This is a genomic window from Acinetobacter sp. CIP 102136, from assembly GCF_000369685.1.
Taxonomy (GTDB): Bacteria; Pseudomonadota; Gammaproteobacteria; order Pseudomonadales; family Moraxellaceae; genus Acinetobacter; species Acinetobacter fasciculus.
On the sequence record NZ_KB850141.1, the window covers coordinates 379,542 to 398,142 of the forward strand.

The 18,601-nt window shown below is 45.2% G+C and carries 24 protein-coding genes; 5 read left to right on the top strand and 19 right to left on the bottom strand.

What is annotated here, in order from left to right; genetic code table 11:
• The first annotated feature begins 2 nt into the window (after positions 1-2).
• Both F893_RS04645 and F893_RS04650 read left to right on the top strand, forming a co-directional pair.
• Positions 3-626 carry a MotA/TolQ/ExbB proton channel family protein gene (locus tag F893_RS04645; RefSeq protein WP_005250649.1) on the top strand — a complete coding sequence of 208 codons (624 nt, stop codon included), beginning with the start codon at positions 3-5 and terminating at the stop codon, positions 624-626.
• A complete protein-coding gene (locus F893_RS04650; protein ID WP_005250651.1) occupies positions 626-1,030 on the top strand; it encodes an ExbD/TolR family protein in 405 nt (134 codons plus the stop codon). Before F893_RS04645 ends, F893_RS04650 begins: the two co-directional genes overlap by 1 nt.
• Before the next feature lie 63 nt (positions 1,031-1,093).
• Here F893_RS04650 and msrA read toward each other — a convergent pair whose 3' ends face one another.
• From msrA to F893_RS18245, 7 genes are all read right to left on the bottom strand, one after another.
• Positions 1,094-1,618 carry a peptide-methionine (S)-S-oxide reductase MsrA gene (gene msrA, locus F893_RS04655; RefSeq protein WP_004647414.1) on the bottom strand — a complete coding sequence of 175 codons (525 nt, stop codon included), beginning with the start codon at positions 1,616-1,618 and terminating at the stop codon, positions 1,094-1,096.
• Between the two features lie 110 nt (positions 1,619-1,728).
• Complete coding sequence (locus tag F893_RS04660; protein WP_004647415.1) at positions 1,729-2,190, bottom strand: META domain-containing protein; 462 nt, start codon at positions 2,188-2,190, stop codon at positions 1,729-1,731.
• 102 nt (positions 2,191-2,292) lie between these two features.
• On the bottom strand, positions 2,293-3,342 hold the full coding sequence (locus tag F893_RS04665) for a DUF4105 domain-containing protein (protein WP_005250654.1): 1,050 nt from the start codon (positions 3,340-3,342) through the stop codon (positions 2,293-2,295).
• Positions 3,343-3,365: 23 nt separating this feature from the next.
• A complete protein-coding gene (locus F893_RS04670; RefSeq protein ID WP_004278430.1) occupies positions 3,366-3,878 on the bottom strand; it encodes a dihydrofolate reductase in 513 nt (170 codons plus the stop codon).
• A 199-nt stretch (positions 3,879-4,077) separates the two neighbouring features.
• Positions 4,078-4,920 carry a thymidylate synthase gene (gene thyA, locus F893_RS04675; RefSeq protein WP_005250656.1) on the bottom strand — a complete coding sequence of 281 codons (843 nt, stop codon included), beginning with the start codon at positions 4,918-4,920 and terminating at the stop codon, positions 4,078-4,080.
• 305 nt (positions 4,921-5,225) lie between these two features.
• A complete protein-coding gene (locus F893_RS18240) occupies positions 5,226-5,426 on the bottom strand; it encodes a lipocalin family protein (RefSeq protein ID WP_005250658.1) in 201 nt (66 codons plus the stop codon).
• Between the two features lie 3 nt (positions 5,427-5,429).
• Positions 5,430-5,555, bottom strand: a complete 126-nt coding sequence (locus tag F893_RS18245) for a lipocalin/fatty acid-binding family protein (protein ID WP_005245940.1) — start codon at positions 5,553-5,555, stop codon at positions 5,430-5,432.
• Positions 5,556-5,954: 399 nt separating this feature from the next.
• Between F893_RS18245 and F893_RS04685 the strand changes: the two genes are divergently transcribed.
• Positions 5,955-6,470 carry a hypothetical protein gene (locus tag F893_RS04685; protein ID WP_005107935.1) on the top strand — a complete coding sequence of 172 codons (516 nt, stop codon included), beginning with the start codon at positions 5,955-5,957 and terminating at the stop codon, positions 6,468-6,470.
• Positions 6,471-6,488: 18 nt separating this feature from the next.
• Here the strand turns inward: F893_RS04685 and F893_RS04690 are convergent, their stop codons facing one another.
• The 3 genes from F893_RS04690 to lgt all read right to left on the bottom strand — a co-directional run bounded on the left by F893_RS04690 (position 6,489) and on the right by lgt (position 8,162).
• On the bottom strand, positions 6,489-6,875 hold the full coding sequence (locus F893_RS04690) for a hypothetical protein (protein ID WP_005250661.1): 387 nt from the start codon (positions 6,873-6,875) through the stop codon (positions 6,489-6,491).
• The gene (locus F893_RS04695; RefSeq protein ID WP_005250664.1) at positions 6,868-7,260 is read right to left on the bottom strand and encodes a hypothetical protein; all 393 of its coding nucleotides are present in this window, start codon (positions 7,258-7,260) and stop codon (positions 6,868-6,870) included. Before F893_RS04695 ends, F893_RS04690 begins: the two co-directional genes overlap by 8 nt.
• A 92-nt stretch (positions 7,261-7,352) precedes the next feature.
• Positions 7,353-8,162, bottom strand: coding sequence for a prolipoprotein diacylglyceryl transferase (lgt, locus tag F893_RS04700; RefSeq protein WP_005250665.1), 810 nt, complete (start codon positions 8,160-8,162; stop codon positions 7,353-7,355).
• 93 nt (positions 8,163-8,255) lie between these two features.
• Here lgt and F893_RS04705 point away from each other — a divergent pair, with 93 nt between their 5' ends.
• The gene (locus F893_RS04705) at positions 8,256-9,035 is read left to right on the top strand and encodes an NRDE family protein (protein WP_005250667.1); all 780 of its coding nucleotides are present in this window, start codon (positions 8,256-8,258) and stop codon (positions 9,033-9,035) included.
• A gap of 56 nt (positions 9,036-9,091) precedes the next feature.
• Here the strand turns inward: F893_RS04705 and F893_RS04710 are convergent, their stop codons facing one another.
• The 4 genes from F893_RS04710 to tatA all read right to left on the bottom strand — a co-directional run bounded on the left by F893_RS04710 (position 9,092) and on the right by tatA (position 12,965).
• Positions 9,092-11,344 carry a PhoX family protein gene (locus F893_RS04710; RefSeq protein WP_005250669.1) on the bottom strand — a complete coding sequence of 751 codons (2,253 nt, stop codon included), beginning with the start codon at positions 11,342-11,344 and terminating at the stop codon, positions 9,092-9,094.
• A gap of 197 nt (positions 11,345-11,541) precedes the next feature.
• A complete protein-coding gene (gene tatC, locus F893_RS04715) occupies positions 11,542-12,318 on the bottom strand; it encodes a twin-arginine translocase subunit TatC (protein WP_005107926.1) in 777 nt (258 codons plus the stop codon).
• The gene (tatB, locus tag F893_RS04720) at positions 12,315-12,737 is read right to left on the bottom strand and encodes a Sec-independent protein translocase protein TatB (protein WP_005245947.1); all 423 of its coding nucleotides are present in this window, start codon (positions 12,735-12,737) and stop codon (positions 12,315-12,317) included. Before tatB ends, tatC begins: the two co-directional genes overlap by 4 nt.
• 9 nt (positions 12,738-12,746) lie before the next feature.
• Positions 12,747-12,965: a Sec-independent protein translocase subunit TatA gene (gene tatA, locus F893_RS04725; protein ID WP_005245949.1), complete on the bottom strand. Its 219-nt coding sequence runs from the start codon at positions 12,963-12,965 to the stop codon at positions 12,747-12,749.
• Between the two features lie 185 nt (positions 12,966-13,150).
• On the opposite strand from tatA, the gene F893_RS04730 reads away from it, so the two are divergent.
• A complete protein-coding gene (locus tag F893_RS04730; protein WP_005250672.1) occupies positions 13,151-14,032 on the top strand; it encodes an AEC family transporter in 882 nt (293 codons plus the stop codon).
• Between the two features lie 108 nt (positions 14,033-14,140).
• On the opposite strand, the gene F893_RS04735 is transcribed toward F893_RS04730, so the two are convergent.
• From F893_RS04735 to metX, 5 genes are all read right to left on the bottom strand, one after another.
• Positions 14,141-15,373, bottom strand: a complete 1,233-nt coding sequence (locus tag F893_RS04735) for a transposase (RefSeq protein ID WP_004730312.1) — start codon at positions 15,371-15,373, stop codon at positions 14,141-14,143.
• Positions 15,374-15,525: 152 nt separating this feature from the next.
• Entirely contained in the window at positions 15,526-16,152 is a 627-nt protein-coding gene (gene rdgB / locus F893_RS04740; RefSeq protein ID WP_005250674.1) for an RdgB/HAM1 family non-canonical purine NTP pyrophosphatase, read from the bottom strand.
• Between the two features lie 102 nt (positions 16,153-16,254).
• The gene (locus tag F893_RS04745; RefSeq protein ID WP_004647420.1) at positions 16,255-16,845 is read right to left on the bottom strand and encodes a tetratricopeptide repeat protein; all 591 of its coding nucleotides are present in this window, start codon (positions 16,843-16,845) and stop codon (positions 16,255-16,257) included.
• Positions 16,842-17,435, bottom strand: a complete 594-nt coding sequence (gene metW / locus F893_RS04750) for a methionine biosynthesis protein MetW (RefSeq protein WP_004278415.1) — start codon at positions 17,433-17,435, stop codon at positions 16,842-16,844. The genes F893_RS04745 and metW overlap by 4 nt, the downstream gene beginning before the upstream one ends.
• Positions 17,435-18,595: a homoserine O-succinyltransferase MetX gene (metX, locus tag F893_RS04755; protein WP_005250677.1), complete on the bottom strand. Its 1,161-nt coding sequence runs from the start codon at positions 18,593-18,595 to the stop codon at positions 17,435-17,437. Before metX ends, metW begins: the two co-directional genes overlap by 1 nt.
• Positions 18,596-18,601 lie beyond the last annotated feature (6 nt).

Sequence of the window (18,601 nt, forward strand, 5' to 3'; positions counted from 1 at the left end):
ATATGAACTTTTCAGTTTATTGGCAACACGCTGATGCAGTCAGTAAAACGCTGTATTTCGTGTTATTGGCAATGTCGATTGCGACATGGACCATTTTTGTGCTGCGTTTGATGGGCACTCGCCAACTGAAACAGATTGCCTATGCTCAGTTATCTAAGGCATTGGAACAACTGAAAACCAAACTGGCTCCTTTGGGCTTTGAACAGCGTAAAGCAGTGGCAGAACAGGCGCTGTTACGCCAGATTTCAGCAGAGAAAGCCAATGCCGAAAAAGGTGTATCAGTTCTGGGTACGATTGCCTCAATTTCACCGTTCGTTGGTTTATTCGGTACGGTATGGGGTATCTTCCATGCACTGGTTGCTGTTGGTAAAAGTGGTCAGGCTGGTCTGGCACAAGTGGCAACCCCAGTCGGTGAAGCCTTGATTATGACCGGCTTAGGTCTGGCAGTCGCAATTCCTGCGGTACTGGCTTATAACATCTGTGTCCGTGCTAATCGTGGCTTGGCTCATGAATTACAAGATCAGGCACATGGTCTGTTGATTGATACCATGCTGCAACAGGAATCTGCTGCAAAAAAGTCTGATGAAAAAGTAACACAACAGAGTTTCGTGGGAGGTCAAGCTTAATGGCTTTTCAACTGGGTGAAGACAACGATGTAGGCATGAATGAGATGAACCTCATTCCCCTCATCGACATTATGTTGGTATTGATGATCATCTTTCTGGTGACAGCGACCGTTGCGAACCCATCAATTCCATTAACCTTGCCACAAACGACTGCGGAAATTATTGATCTGCCGCCTGAAAATGTCACGATCAGCATCAATGCCGAAGGTGACATTGCCTGGAATGGCGATGTGCTGACGCTGGAACAACTTGAAACCCGTTTTAATGAAGCGGGCCAAGCTGAGCGTCAGCCGACCATTGTGCTGAAAGCGGATAAAGAATCACGTTATGACTCGGTGGCACAAGTCATGTCGCGCGCGAGTGGAGCCGGACTCAACGATATTGCTTTTGCAACCGATAACTAAGATTCAGATAATAAAAAAAGCGACTGCAATCAGTCGCTTTTTTATGCCCATTTTTCATGAAACTTAATGAGTTTTTAACAAGGTCGTAAATTTGCTGCGTAATTTATTCAATTTTGGCGGAATGGCAAAATTGCAATAGCCCTGGGTCGGATTCTTGGCAAAGAAGTTTTGATGATAGTCTTCCGCCGGATAGAAAGTCGGGGCAGGGCTCAGTTCAGTTACCACATTGATGCCATCGGCTTTCAGGGCATCCATCGCCTGCTGCGCCTGTTGCTGCTGCTCATCATTCAGATAATAAATCACAGAACGATACTGGGTGCCGACATCATTGCCTTGACGGTTTAATGTGGTTGGATCATGGGTCGCAAAAAAGACATCGAGCAATTGGTTATAGTTAATCTGGTTTTCATCGAAATCGATCAGAATGACTTCGGCATGGCCGGTATTGCCACCACAGACATCATCATAGTTTGGCTGAGTTGTGTGCCCACCTGCGTAACCGCTGACGACTTGCTGAACTCCCTGAATCTGTAAAAATACGGCTTCAGTACACCAAAAGCATCCCCCACCGAAAAGTGCCTGTTGCATGGTTGATTCCTCATTCAATTAAATAACTCAATCGGGCTGATGGTTAAATTCCAGCTCATCAGTATGAAAGATAAAAAAGCCTGTCCATACAGGCTTTTTGTAGGGAAGTATTAACGCGGCTGAACAGCACTTTCCAGCTGGATCAAGAGATTTCCATGGCGATCCAGTAATTTTAAGGTTTTACCAAACACTTGATAATGAGTCACTTTGGCTAAAGCTTCATTAAATTTCTGATCAAGCTGATCGTTGTTCATGCAAGCCATACGGGTAGTGGCCATCTGGCTCAGGGTCAGCGTGTCTTTTGCTGCTGTGTAGCTGCCCATAATCCGGTTACAGCTATCTGAACCTGAAACGCGCTGGGTACTGGCATCAAATTGCAGACTCGGAACATTGCGTGCGGTTGGCACCGTCTTGATTTCAGTATTGCCAATCTGGGTTGCAATCCAGATACGATTTTGCAAAAGTTGTAAATGATTCGCGGTTTGTGTCGTGGCTGTATTGGGTACAGTTTCGCAGCCCATGACCGTTAAAACCGAGCCTAAAATCGCGATTGCAGTTAATTTTTTTAGCATGAGAGATACTCTGATCATTGACTAGCTGTTTGTATATAAACAAAAAAATGATCAAGGTTCCAGTTGATTTTGTATCTTTATTGAAGTGGATTTGCTACACAGTTATTGCATGTCGGGTTTTGGTAGGCCCTGCCGGATCAGGCGTGAATAGTCCTGACTGGAGAGATTAGCGGTGCGTTCTACCCGTGGATTGACATGTGCCCGTTGATACCAAGTGTGCATATCCCAAGACTGTTCTAGTACTTTAAGATCATAGAGATAATTCGGTAAATAGCCGGAGGCCAGCAACCGGTAATCTGAGGGTAGCTGTTGTTGCGATATCGCCTGAACCATATCAAAGACTAGTGTGGTGCAATTACTGGTCAGGGTATTGTACCATTTTGGCTTTTGGGCCAGCTCATCGGCCTGACGCAGATATTCCTTGAATAGCGCTTTAGCCTGAGCTTGCGGCATTTTGACTGGGAAAAAATAGACCTGTTCACCACGGACATTGCTACGGGTATAGACAATATCCTTTTCATCCGATGCGACCAGACTCAGTTCATATTTTCGGAAAAAGCCACCAATCGCTGAAAACTCTTCATTCTTTTCCTTGCGGATTTCAATCGAGAAGGTGAGTGGCTTTTGATTGGCAAAATCGAAGCTGACCAGGGTATGGGCAATTTTAGGCCCCATCCAGTAGGAAGTAATGATGTTCACGCCAGTAATCTGATTCAGATCAAAACTGCGGCTTTCCCAGCGTTCGATATAGCGACCATCGGCCTGCCAGTCAAAGTTGCGGATATTGTGTAAGGTAACCTGATCGCCTTGCAGCTCATAATGCAGAAGCTGGGAAACCTCAGGATTCCACTCTCGATCCTGACGCGCTTCCAGACTGAAATATCCTAGCAGACAGAATAAAAAGGCCAGAAGATAAAGAACGCTATCCACTTGGCGGGAGATCAGATGCCGGGTGAAATAAATCCCGAGAACGACCAGCGCAAAGGTCAGCCAGAGTCCAATCAGCATCAAGCTGCCGATTTTTCCGAGGGGTTGATGAACCCAGAGCATCAGGCTGAACCACAGGCTCGACAGAAGGACGAATAAAGTAAACAGGCTGCCCAGTAGCCACAGACTCCAATGTCTGGAGATGTATTCGCGTCCCTGCATCATCACTTTTTCCTGAGAAATAGGCTTTATTTTCTGTAGGTTGCGAACTCAAAAGCAATGCCGGTTTTGTCGTCGATATGTTGCTCGGCAGCGACTTTTTTAAATTCTGCTGGAATCGCTGGATAATAGGCATCGCCCTGTACATCCAGTTCGACATGGGTCAGTTCCAGACGGTCTGCAATATCCATAGTCTGTTTAAAGATTTCACCACCACCAATGATGAAAATGGTTTCAGGTTTTTCTGAAGCCTTTACATCTGCAACGGCCTGACTCAGCGCATCTTCAATGCTATAAGCGACTTTGGTGCCTGCAAATGCCCAGTCTGGATCACGGGTAATGACCCAGTTCACGCGTTTAGGCAAGGTACGTCCCATCGATTCTAGTGTCTTGCGACCCATCACCACCACACCGCCTTGGGTGATTTCCTTGAAGTGTTTCAGGTCGGCAGAGATATGCCAAGGTAGGTCATTGCCCTTGCCGATACAACGCTGCTGATCCATGGCAACGACGTGTACAACTTCTAAATCTTGAAATGACATGTATTGAATCCTTCTTATCAAGCCCAAAGTCCTTCGTGTAATTTTTTACTGGTACGAAAGAAAGGTTAAAAATCTATATTGATTGCCTTCATGCTTTAGGGCTAGGAATAATTTTGAAAGGAGTTGGCGATTTACGTGTGGTAAAAAACCTCTTCCTAGCCCTCTCCTAGGAAGAGAGGGAACTTTATAATAAAGAACATTAAACAGCGACAGGGGCTTTAATGCCTGGATGAGATTCATAACCGACAATTTCGATATCTTCAAATTTAAAATCGAACAGGTCTTTGATCTCAGGATTTAGTTTTAATTGACAAAGGCCGAGTGGCTCACGGCTAAGCTGCAACTGTGCCTGTTCAAAATGATTGCTGTACAAGTGGGTATCGCCACCAGTCCAGACAAAGTCACCAACCTCCAGATCACAGACTTGCGCGATCATATGCGTCAACAAAGCATAGCTGGCAATATTAAATGGTACACCCAAAAATACATCGGCACTGCGCTGATACAACTGACAAGACAATTTGCCATTGTGCACAAAAAACTGGAACAGGGTATGGCAAGGGGGTAAGGCGACCTGACCCGCTTCATTCGGGTTCCAGCCCGATACAATCAGACGGCGCGAATTTGGATTAGTTTTAATTTCATTGATCAACCATTTGATCTGGTCAAAACCATCTTGGTTATAGCTATTGTCTGCATTTTTGCTGGCACCAAAATTACGCCATTGGTGACCATATACTGGGCCTAATTCGCCTTCAGGACGGCCAAAACGCGCAGTTTGTTCTGCGGTCGCCCATTCATCCCAAATCGAGACTTTATTGTCTTTTAAATACTGAACATTGGTATTGCCTTTCAGGAACCACAACAGTTCAATCACGATAGAACGGAAATGAACTTTTTTGGTGGTGAGTAAAGGAAAACCTTGCGAAAGATCAAAGCGCATTTGATGACCAAATACCGAACGTGTACCTGTACCGGTACGGTCGCCTTTATCGCCGCCGTTGTCGAGGATATGTTGTAAAAGGTCAAGATATTGGCGCATAGTTCTCTCTATCTGAATCTGTTGAAAATCGCCGTTTTAACAGCAAAATGGATTATTTTGTAATCAATTTTCTGTCGAAAGGGACAATTTAAATTGCGCACATCATAGCATTTTTTGATGAGCTTTCATCGTCCAAATTGAGAATAAAAAAGACCTCCTGATGGAGGTCTTTTGATTGCAATTTAAGCGGTTTTGTGGCCAGTATGCGCTGTATGAATCAGATCAGACAGATCATAACCTAAGGGTGCTGCATAACTTAAATATTCGCGTTGAGTCGCTTCGTCCAGACTGGTGTCGCGATGTAATCACCATAAATATTCTTTATTTGGCTCGCCCACGAGTGCCGTCTGATAATCCGGATCGATTTTTAAGACCCAATAATCGCCCTTGGTAAACGGGATCCCATGCAAGCCTTCAGGTAAAAATCTGATTTCAAGCTTGGCATGTTCTGCATCGACAATGATCGCTTCAGCAATGGCTTCATCCACCTTGCCATTTTCATTCAAGCTCTATACCGCAGAAATATCGGTGCTGTCTTCAGGTTGGCGCTTCATCGGCAAGTGTGCAATGTCATACCAGGTACTTAAATATTGTTCTAAATTAAAATTTGAAACGGTACTTAAAGTCTGACTCATTTTTCTTCTCCGTTTAGTTCAAGGTTTAAAAATGCCGCATCAGTGTAATACAGGCGGTAAAGCTCAAAATGATGTAATCATGTGGTGAAATGTTATCTGAAAATGGCCGAGCTACAGATTAAATCCACACGTTTGAGTAGAAAAAGATAAGGACTCATTTTGCGTATTTCAGGCTGAAAAAGCTTTGCAAGGCATTGGAATTGGCTTTGCTTTACATTTTTTTTGCAAAGATGATGGGTTTTGTAACTGTATGAGAAAGAACGGCTTAATTTGAATGCCGGAAAAATAGACAAATTTATTTACATTTTTAATGTGAAAGATAACATTTAAACGACTAGTATTCTCGGCTTGTTAACAATATGAAAGCCTAAATTACAGGCGAGGAGCGGTTGGTAAGGCATGATCTATGATCATCAAGTAAACATGAGCGAAGTATATGCTCCTGTCCAAGCGAATATCATGGTGCGTTCCCAATCGGAGCAAAGACCTAAAAAGTCATCCCAAAAAGCCACTGTCCGTAACGCTTCAGGCGTAAGCAATGGCCATCGTATCAATATCGAGAAATTTACCAGTTATCTGCAAGGCATTACCCGAAATACCAGTACACAGAAATGTGCGCGCAGTATTCGTGTCGGTCTGCAATCTTCTGGTGCGAAAATTGTGAATCATCCGGTCGCAGCGGCAGATTGGGGAAGTACCCTGATGCAGCTGGGTTATAAGAAAATTAATGCTTCTTTTGATCGGCCGAAAAAAGGCGATATCTATATTATTGACCGTACTCAGGGACATAAATATGGACATATCGCGGCTTATTCAGGTAGTGCCTGGGTATCAGATTTTAAACAGCGAGATCATGCGGTTTATCGCAATAAAAACGTGACTTATAGTTACTATCGTCTGGAAACTTACTTCTAAGAAAACACTGCGAAGTGATCAGTCCTCAAAACGCTTCGCACGGCTTTCATAGATTGAAACAATAAATAATCCAATCGCGGCAAAGCCAAGACATTGCAGACCCAAGGCAAATTTGCCCCATTGCTGGTGCTGTTCTGGCAAATAGCCAAACAGGGTAATTAAGGCAATGATGGGAATGACCCGGCTCAAGGCGCTAAAGCCATTTGCATAGGGATTGGATTTTGAGATTTTCAGGCGAAAATGGTGCAGTAAATGTACGACAATTCCAATCGCTAAACTCACCCCAACAAATACTGGATCTAACTGGGCCACAGTCGATGCCGCATAAATAAAAATACAGGTCGCGATGACAACGATGAGTTTGATTTGACGGCTACAGCGTTCCGAATACCAAAATTCAAGCATGGGGTGAACCCGAATCTGATTTGTTCTGATTGAGCAGGGACAGTGGAGAAAACAGACAAATTGCCAGTGCCATAAAGGCAATGCCTTGTGCACCCGGAATCAGGATTTCGCCCTGTTGCATATTCATAAAAACTAAAGCAATCAATAAGGCAATTGGAATCCAGGTCAGTAATCTATACAGCAAACCGGTCGGATTTTTGCTGGCAAAGTGGATTTTGCAGTAACGACAGATCAGAAAAATGATGCCGGTACCGACAAACATCAAAATAGAATCTAAGGGCAGTGGTTCCATCCAGTACAAGCCTGCAGCTGTCGCTGCAATCACAATAAAGATCAATAGTTTTTTGAGAACAGATACCTGCGGATTAAACCAGAACTCAAGCATAATGATGAAAGAATAGAAGAGATAATCGGCACTTTAGCATATTTTGAGTATAAAAAAGCGAGGCCTTTGCCTCGCTAAATTACGCGATTTTCTCAGCTATTTTTTTGTGGACCCCAGTCATATATTTTCTTCTGATAGGCATACCACATCATCCACAAGCCAATCAGGATCATTGGTAGGCTCAGGAATTGTCCTTTGCTCATCCAGCCAATAAACAGTTGGCCATTGTCCGGCTCACGGAAGAATTCAACCACAAAACGTGCCAAGCCATAACCGATCAGGAACAGCGCAGAAACTGCCATACGTGGACGTGGCTTCGAGCTGAACCACCACAGTATAATAAACAGGATCAGGCCTTCACATAGTGCCTGATAGAGTTGAGATGGATGACGAACCAGTTGCAGCGGATCGGTCGGAAAGATCATGCCCCAGGCAAAGTTTGGGTCGGTGACCTGACGGCCATACAGTTCGCCACCAATAAAGTTACCAATTCGGCCAAACATCAAGCCTGTCGGTACGCAAGGTGCGATAAAATCCAGAGTCTGGAACCAGGTCATCTTATATTTCTTGCACCACCACAACATGGCCAGAATGACCCCGAGGAAACCGCCATGGAAACTCATACCGCCGGTCCAGATCTGGAACAGCCATAAAGGATCGGCCAGGAACTGAGAAAAACCGTAGAAGAAGACATAACCGACACGGCCACCGATGATCACACCGAGTGCACCGAAGAAAATCAGGTCAGACACCATATCCGGTGTCCAGCCACGTTGTTTGGCGCGAAACGTCGCCAATCCCCAGGCAAATAAAAATGCCAGTAAGTACATCAGTCCATACCAGTGGACTTGTAAGGGCCCGAGCGAAATCGCGACGGGATCAATATTGGGATAGGTGAGCATTCCTGTTCCTTGTGATTCTGTTTTGCACAGATTTTAGCTTAAAGCAAAGAAAAATGTTGTACATTCAATGTGTAAAGATCGAGAGCGTAAATTATGTGTATCGTGGCATTGGCTTGGCGGGTTCTGGATCAGAGCTCATTATGTCTGATTTCAAATCGGGATGAGTTCTATCAGCGTCCTACGCAGGAGCTGCATGAATGGGAGAATAGTCCGATAATTGCCGGACAGGATCTACAGTCGGGCGGCACCTGGATGGGGATTACGGCTTCCAGTCGCTGGGCGGTGATTACCAATTTTCGTGATGGGCAGGACAAAGGGCATTATCCGACTTCACGTGGACATATCATCCAGAACTTTTTAGATTCTGACTTAACGCCGATTCGTTTTGCTCAAGATCTGGAACAACGCCAGTGTGACTATGCCGGCTTTAACCTGTTTATCGGCGATCAAGATCAGGCGGTGTATATGAGCAATCGCGGTGAAGCACCACAAGTACTGGCCCATGGCGTCTATGTGGTTTCGAATGGCCTGATGAGCGAAGACTGGTACAAGACCCGACATTTACGTAAACGCTTTACCCAGGAATTTTTACCGATGCTGCAACAACTGGAGATCGCAGAAGCAGATTTGTGTCATGCAGTCTGGGATATTCTGGAAGACGAACGCAAGGTGATTCCTGAACTTCTGCCAGACACCGGCATCTCGGTTGAAATGGAACAGCTGCTGTCTTCGACTTTTATCCAGAGTCCGGCCTATGGCACCCGATGCTCCAATTTTTTGAGAATGCAGCAGGGACGATGGCACTGGATCGAGAAGTCACAACAAGGTGCGACCGCAGGTCAAACTATTGAGAAAATAATTAGCCTGAAATAATCACCGGATATAAAAAATGCCGACTTGACGTCGGCATTTTTGAATAACAGCTTTTTTTATACGCTCGCTTGTTCCAAAGCCTCACCCGCAATGGCGCCACCATCTTTACGGGTAATGACCACAGTTGCAGAGCGAGGTACTTTGCTTAAACGGCTATAACGCTCGCTTTGGTTGGCTGGCCATGCACCCCCTGGATGCTGAACGTTGACAAAGATCGCTTTATAGTCCGGGGTAATAGTCACGCCGGTAATTTCACAACCCGATGGACCAGTCAAAAAGCGACGAACACGATCATTGCTGAGTTTGGCACCAACAAAGGTTTCCTGTCCTTCTGCTTTGGTGCTGGCTGCAAGCGCTTTAGCACCATCACCTACAGTACCCGGAAGTGCTGCCAGCATCATACAGTTGGTTTCATCGGTATACTGACCATCATCGGTCTGAATCCACAGAATTCCGCGCGGATCGAACCACATGCCATCTGGGCTGGAGAAGTCATTTAAATCATCCAGACCTGACAAGTTGATGTTAGAGGCAGCACGTGCTTCTGCACCGAACAGGAAAATATCCCAAGCAAAACTTGTTGCTGTAACTGTGTTTTTAGCTTCACTGAAACGAATGATATGACCATTCATGTTTCCTGAGTTGCTAGCTGACGAGCCTTTAAAGTCGATGTAGCTACGTGGGTTGGCTGCATCGGTTGGGTAAGCACGTCCACGGTTACCGTTGTTGGTAAGCGTTACATAGACTTCACCATTTTCGGGATTCACTGCAACCCATTCTGGACGGTCCATTTTGGTCGCACCTACATGGTCAGCAGCAAGACGGGCATTGATGACGATGTCATCTTGGCCTGCAAACGGATAGATTTCATTGGCAGCAGTTAAACCATTTTTGCCATGAGTCAGTTCTAGCCATTCACCTGTACCGTCATCATTGAATTTAGCGACATATAATGTCCCTTTATCCATGTATTTATCACCAGCGGTATAACCACCATTAATGTCTTTTGGATCCCAGACGGCTTCAGAAACAAATTTATAGATATATTCGCCGGTCGCGTCATCACCCATATAGAACGCTAATGGCTGACCCGGAATAGGGTTGCTACAGCGGCAGTCTTCGTGTGCAAAACGACCCAGTGCAGTACGTTTAACTGGACGTGTAGTCGCGCTAAATGGATCAATCTCTACAATGAAGCCACAGGTATTCATGACATTACGATAATCTGCTAAAGCATTTGCGCCTTTAACTGAAATATCCCAACGATCATAAAGTCCTTTATCACCGGTTAATTCAGCAACAGGAGTATTCCAGCGGTATTGAGACGAACGGGCATCAGTACCACCACGACCATAACGAGATAATGAAATTTCTTCTTTTGCAATAGCGCGGGTGTCGTTGGCTTGACGAGCGAAATAACCACTCCAGTTTTCTTCAGCCGTTAAGTAAGTTCCCCATGGCGTATAACCATTACCACAGTTGGCAAAGGTACCGCGAGTCAATGTTCCATCTGGTGAGAAAATAGTTTTGACGAGGTCAGAACCACGCGCTGGTCCATTAATTTCCATCTCGGTTGCTGCAGTGATACGACGGTTAAAATTAGAATTTAAGTTGATTTTAACGTCTTGTGTATTTGCATCTTTGCTGATCTCAATAACAGAAACACCATGCGCATTCACTTCACGGAGTACCTGATCTTCTGGACGTACGCCATCGATAGTAATTGTACCTTCTGGTGTATGGAGCTGAGATTGTTGTAGATATTCGTGGTTTAAAACAAGTAAACCTTGTGTTGATTCTTTCGCAGCATAATTTTTGTTGGTTGGATGCATACCGAAGAAGCTCATACCATCATGGTTATCGCCTGAACGGAACTGGTAAGAGGCACCAGAAGCTAAGGTCGTATCGGTCTTTTCTGGATAAGCAGGGTTGATTGGATCGCCTACTGCATACAATACTTTAAGCTCATAACCTTCAGGAACACTGAAGAAGTTTTGGGTATTCTTGCGAACCGGCTCAAAGGCTAATTTATTCGGACGTGCTTTTAGGTCACTCCAGGCATGTTGATCTGGGCTAGTAGTGTCTGGCGGTGTAGTTGGATTACTGTCAGGAGTACCAGAATCATTATCATCATCTGAACAACCACTTACTGTTGCTGCAAATGCTAATGCCATTGCCCCACTTGTAGTTTTCGCAATAAAGCTACGACGACTAGTATATTGGTCCAGAATCGTTTGGAAGTGCGTGTTATTTGAGTTGTTACTGTCTTCAACCAGATCCTGGCAAGGTATCATATCTTCGTTTTTCATTTTAAAGTCCCAATTAAAAAATAAGTGCTTGGTGATGTAGAAGTTTTCAATACCTTAAGCCTGGGATGTGACAGTAATCTTAAGAAAATGTTGCATTAAAGTTAAATAAATCAGTATTTTATTGAAATTTAGAAAATAAAAAGACAGCCAGAGCTGCCTGAGTAAATCGATATTTTTTTTGTTTTGGCTGGTTATTATTATTCGGTCTTTAAACGACGTTTTTCAATCAGTTTCCCTGCCAGCAAACCCAGTTCAAACAGCAGCCACATCGGGACAGCCAGCATGATCATTGACAGGGCATCCGGGGGCGTCACAAACATTGCTACAAAGAAGCAACCCACAATAATAAAGCGCCGTTTCTCTACCAGAGTCTGGGTCGAAACTGCGCCAATCAAGATCAGAACCAGGGTAATAATGGGAATCTCAAAAGTAAAACCAAAGACCAGAAACAGCTTTAAACAGAAGCTAAGATAACTGTTGATGTCGGTCATCGGGGCTACAGTTTCAGGCGAAACACTGATAAAAAAATGCAGAATCGAGGGCAATGCCACAAAGTAGGCAAAGCTGATGCCGGTATAAAAAAGTACGATACTGCCGATCAGAAGCGGCAAGGCCAGGCTCTTTTCCTTGGCATACAGCGCAGGCTTAATAAAGGTCCAGAGCTGATACAGGATGAACGGCATCGCGATCATCAGCGCGACAAAGAAGTTCAGCTTAAAAGGTGCCATGAAGGTTGCAGTGACATCCGTGGCAATCATGGTTGAACTGGCAGGTAGCTGTGCACGCAACGGTTCAGACAACCATTGATAAGTCTGATTAGCAAAGGGTAATAAGCAGAAAAACAGGCCAATCAGGACAGCAACCACTTTAAACAGATGCTTTCTTAAGATGATCAAATGCTGGGTAATCGGCATCTGTTCGAGGTTCAGTGCTGCAGCATCATTGGAGGCTGGTGTGGTCGGCAAGGATGTCATACGGCCACCTTCATTTCTGTATAGCGTTGTTCGGAAATCACGGTTTGAATTGCTGTAGGCTTGGGTAAATACACGGGTGATACAGGCTGTATCACCGGCTGATAGCTGAGCAAGGGCTGGACAGCTTGCGATTTTATTTTTACTTCATCGCTTACAATCGGCTGCTGCAAATTAGCCACTTGTGCCTGCATCTTGGCCTCCAGTTCCTGAATCCGCTGCATTTCAGCCTGCATCTGTTCACGTAGCTCAGACAGGCGCAATTCACGATCAAGATCATTCTGAACATTGCTCACCATACGCTTGATCTTGCCGTACCATGTTCCGACAAAACGTACTGCTTCCGGAAGCTTATCTGGCCCAAGAACCAAAAGCGAAATAATCCCGAAAATCAGCAGCTCGGTCATTCCAATATTGAGCATAGCGAACTCTTAACTTTTAACCGAATGTTCAGGAGTTTTGACCTGAGCATCAATGGTGCGTGGCTCTGCAAGCTGAGCTTGTTCTGCCTCTTCATCTTTGACTGATTTTTTAAAGTCTTTAATCGCGCCGCCGACGTCTTTACCCAGATTTTTAAGTTTTGATGTACCGAACAATAAAATCACCACAATTGCAAAAATCAGCACATGCCAAATTGATAATCCTGCCATTATTTTATCCTCTATATTTCATGCACCTATCTCAGCAGGCTTGTATGACAGCGCGGTGACGCTTTGATGACAGTTTGCCGAAACAGTAGCAGGGTATGAATCACTCAGATCAAAAATTCTATCATTTGAGAAAAACTAAGCTGTGCTAGCATACAGCTTGATATGGAAATCTCAGCAGCATTGTCATGGCCTTAATTCTTCCCCTCCTGTCTTTTCTGATCGGTTATTGGGGGGTGCAATATTTAAAACCAGTTCGACCTCTCTTGGCGTCTTTATTGGCCCGAGTACTGATTCCAGTACTGATTATCTACAACATGGTGTTTTACCAAGAGGGCAGTTTGTGGCTGATTGCCTTCAGCTTTTTCTGTTCCTGTCTGTTCTTTGCCCTATTTTATTTCACCTTGAAAAATAAACTGCGTGCTTTATGTTTGAGCTATTTAAACGGGGCATGGCTGGGGATTCCTTTTGCCCTGGCAGTCTTTGGCCCGCAAGCAACCAGTACCGTAGTTGCCCTGTACATCGGTGGTTCCTTGTTTGGCAATATCTGTGCGGTGATGGCAGTCAGTGAAGCCAGACAAGATAGTGGCTATATTTTAAAGAATGTACTGCTCTCACCACCTGTGGTGGCACTGTCGGTGGCAGCGCTATTATCATTTTGGGATTTGAGCCACTGGCAGCAAGTACCCGGGATAGAGATGCTGTATCAGGCCAATAAAGTGTTGGTGACTTTTAGCGGCATGTGTGTGCTGGGAATGTGGCTGAGCAACGTGCGGATCAGCCGCTTCGATTTAATGCGTAGTCTGCAACTGATTTTTTATAGAGGGCTGTTTGCGGTTTTGCTGTGTATTGCCGCTTATTATTATTTACCTATTCCGCAGCAGATGCTGACTTATGCGGTAATGCTGATGTTCTTTTTATTGCCGCCTGCAGCCAATATTGTGGCACTGGAAACCCATTATCAGGGAACGGGCCATTCCGCCAAATATATTGCCTCGGGAACTTTGGCCAGTGCGATCTTGATTGCCCTATATGGGGCAGTCGTGCATGTATTGATGCCTACACTATAGATTCCTTCTCTTTTTAGGAGATGAGAAACGCTGTTTCGCAAGGGGAGAGGTGTATTTTAAAAATCCCTCACCCCAGCCCTCTCCCAAAGGGCATAGGTATCTACACATCTATGAGATACCTAATGCCATTGTGGCTATCTCATTGAGTTCATCTATTGAATATTCCGAGAGCAGTTGAAGAGTGTTCAGTAAAATCGAAAGCCCTGCCAATAAGGCAGGTGCACTTTCCAACCTACCTCTTTTCTGCTGCCGACCTGAAAGACGGGTGAGAAATACACGAATTTTCTGATGGTGTTCATCTTCAGAACGCTGGATTCGCCAAGTTAAAACACAAGCCATACAGCTAATCAGTAACCGCCTTAAAATGGCTTCAGGTCTGGTCTGAAGCCATGCTTCAATATCATGACCTGCCTGCTTGAGCAGCTTGAAATAGCATTCAATTGTCCAGCGCCAGTAATACCAGGTCGTCATCTCTACCGTAGTAATCTCTGATGGAACATTGCTGATTAGTGACCATCTTGCGACGGTCTTATCCTGATCATCTTTCACTACGGCAACAATTAATCTGGCTTCAATCGCACTCCCTGGCTGGGGAGCAACCCGTTGGCCTGAATCGTCATTTCTCTTCGGTTTTGCTGCACGTGTTATCCGGATAGCAGTTTCTCCCACATGCAACATATGCCGGTTTCCTTTATAGGCAATCGGCTGGACCTGCTGCGTTTCTACTCGTTCTGCGGCTTCTGCAACTTTGCATGTTTTGCCCTGATGCTCAATTCGATGGCCTTCTTTCGCCCGAATCAGCCATTTAAAACCCTGGCTGCTCATTTCCCTTAGGTGGGCAATGGAGTCACCTTCACGATCAATGATATGAACACATGTTTTCTCAATGGGATATTGTTCAATCACTTTGATTTGTTCGGTAAGTGAATCTAGATGAGATTTGCGCCCAGCAGAGTGTTGACTGAATGTGGAATAGCAGCCTGAGGCATCTGATAGTGTCTGCGCCAGTGGCGCAATAGGTAGTCCCGAGGCTGCATCAACCAGCAGACTGCTTTGCAATTCATAGCCTGAATCATATTGATGGGTTCTTTGCAGGCGCTGAATTTTATGATGGTGTTTCACATACTGTAGCTGAGACCAGTCATGAACAATCAATGCATATTGATGCGGTGATGCCTTGATCTGTTCACATGCAAGATGTTCAATTGGCTGGTTTAACTGACTAAAAGAGATTTTGTCATTATTCAGGAATCGCCAGACCGCTTGTGTGGTTGCGAAACTCGACTTTTGGGCAGAAGCCAGGTCTTTGATTGCCGGAGCAAGTGAAGCAAGAGGGTTCATATTGAGCTTTACAAGGCTGTTATAGCGCTTGACAAGACGCTGATCCAGGCCAGAGATGTTAAATTGAAGAGCATGCTCTTCAATTTAACGCAAAGTTCAGGAATTGTGTAGATACCTATGCCCAAAGGGAGAGGGGTAATGAGAGGCGGAACTTACTTCGCCAAACTCGCCTTAAAAAACTGCATCGCTTGTCCACGATGACTGATTTTATTCTTTTCTTCCTTGCTCATTTCTGCACTGGAAATTCCGAGTTCCGGTAACCAGAACAACGGGTCATAGCCAAAACCATTTTCACCACGCACAGCTTCCAGAATTTCCCCGTGCCAGATACCCTGAAAGACTTGTGGTAAGGGATCTTCGGCATGTTGGACCAGTGCCAGTACACAAACAAACATACCCTCGATCGCTTCACCTTCTTGGCGTAAGGGTTTGAGATTGGCCAGCAGTTTTTCATTATTGGCGGCATCGTTGCCATGTTCCCCAGCATAACGAGCCGAGTAAATGCCGGGAGCGCCTCCAAGAACCGGCACACAAATTCCTGAATCATCCGCAATAGCAGGTTTTCCGGAAATTTTAGCAGCATGTCGAGCCTTAATAATGGCATTTTCTACAAAGCTTAAGCCATCTTCGATCGCATCTTCGATATTCAGCTTGCCTTGAGCCACGACTTCAACCGGCAGTTGTAACTCGGCAAACAGTTTTTCAAACTCGGCAATTTTACCTTTGTTATTACTCGCCAATACCAGTGTGCCTTGGGATAACCAGTCAGTTGCAGCCATGTTAAAACTCATTATTAGATCAAGAATGGCGCTATTTTAGCAATGGATGAAGAATTTGCGGCAATAAAAAAGCACCCGAAGGTGCTATTTATACCATTTAGCTTATTGTGCCTGAATCCAACGGTCTGCGCGATCACGTGCCTGACGGATCTGTTCCTGGGTCAAATTCGCCGCCAATGCAGTTTTTCTGCCTTCAGACAGTGTAATCACTTTATTGTCGAGCATGCCATCACGGGTAGACAGTTCATACCATTGGTATGCGCCCATGTAGTTTTTCTTTTTCTCTTCCATCATTGCCAGGTTAAAGCTGGCACGGTTATCGCCACGGCTGGCCGCTTTTTCAAAATACTGACGCGCCAGCGCTTCATCTTTTCTGGTGCCAATACCATCGGCCAGCATACGGCCAACATTCAGCTGTGCAACTGCCAGACCTTGATCCGCAGCAGCTTTATACCAGGCAAAGGCCTGACGTTCATCTTTCTGGATGTCTTTACCATACTGGTATTTGGTGGCCAGATAAAACTGTGCACCGGCCTGACCAGCTTTCGCTGCTTTGGTCAGACTGTTGATATCCATGATGGAATACTGAGCCGCTTGACTGGCAACAGAAGGACTCGGTGCAACATAATCTGCATGGGCTTGCATGCCAAAAAGTCCCGCCAGTAGCGTCGTACTTAATAATAATTTTTTCATAGCGCGCTCACTCGATAAATTGCGACTTCACCAAATAGATTCGGGAGATGCTTGCTGAGCAAACTATCTTCTTGATTCCCGTTCACAGCGAGTCGATTAATAATTTTGATGTTATTTTCCGCACAAAGTGCTTCAAAATCACGAAATGTACATAAGTGGATATTCGGGGTGTTATACCACATATACGGCAAGGCTTCAGAAACCGGCATTCTCCCTTTGATTGCCAGGAAAGAACGGGTCTTCCAGTGGGCAAAGTTCGGGAAGGTAATAATGGCCTGTTTCCCCACACGCACCATATCACGCAATAATACGTCAGGTGCATCTACAGCCTGCAAAGCTTGTGCCATGACCACATTGTCAAAAGACTGGTCGGCAAAACGGCTTAAACCGAGGTTTAAGTCCTGCTGGATGATATTTAACCCGCGACTGACCGCAATTGCAATCTTTTCCTGATCAATTTCTAATCCGTATGCACGAATATCGTGCTTTTTGCTCATTTGTGCCAGCAGTTCACCATCGCCACAACCAAGGTCGAGTACGCTGGAACCCGGCTTGATCCACTTTTCAGCGAGTTGTTGATCGATACGCATTATATGGTCTCCTTCGGTGTTGCTTTCAGGTGTTCTTCACCCCCGAGAAATGCACGCAAAGATTTTACATAGAGCGGAATCGGGAACAGGAAAGAGTCATGACCCTGTTCGGCATTAATATCCAGATAGCTGATAGGTTTATGGTTGCTAATTAAGGCGTCCACGATTTCTTGCGAGCGGGCAGGAGTAAAACGCCAGTCAGTGGTGAATGACACCACCAGGAACTTGCACTGGGTATTGGCCATGGCTTTTTTGAGCGACTGTTCATATTCACGCGACGGATCAAAGTAATCCAGTGCCTTGGTCATGATCAGATAGGTATTGGCATCGAAGTTACGGCTGAACTGTTCACCCTGATAACGCAAATAGCTTTCGACCTGAAATTCAACATCGAAACCATACATAAATTTGCCTGATTTCAAATCGCGGCCAAACTTCTGCTTCATGGCTTCTTCGGACAGGTAGGTAATATGGCCGACCATACGTGCCAGAATCAGGCCACGTTTAGGATAGCTGTCATTTTCCAGATAACGGCCATTATGGAAATCTGGGTCTGACAAAATCGACTGACGTGCCACTTCGTTAAAGGCAATATTTTGTGCTGAAAGCTTTGGCGCGCTGGCAATAATCACGCATTTTCTTAAACGGTTTGGATAATCCACTGACCATTGCAATGCCTGCATGCCACCCAGTGAACCACCAATGATGGCATCCCAAGTATCAATCCCTAAACGATCAGAGAGCAGGGCTTGGGTTTTGACCCAATCGCGGACCGTAACCAGTGGGAAATCCGGGCCATAAGGACGGTTGTCATTTTCAGGGTTTGGTGAGATCGGGCCGGTAGAACCGCTACAGCCACCAATATTATTCAGTGAAACCACAAAGAATTTTGAAGTATCAATGGCTTTGCCGGGGCCAATACATGAATCCCACCAGCCGGCTTTTTTATCATCTGCATGATGATAGCCTGCGGCATGGTGATGACCGGAAAGGGCATGACAAATCAGAATGGCATTGGACTTATCGGCATTGAGTTCGCCATAAGTTTCAACCATCAGTTCAAAACGTGGGAGGATGCGACCGCATTCAAGCTCTAACGGCTCTTCAAATTGGAACTTTTGTGGGACAACAATGCCCACTGAGTCAGCTGGAAAAGACACGGGGAG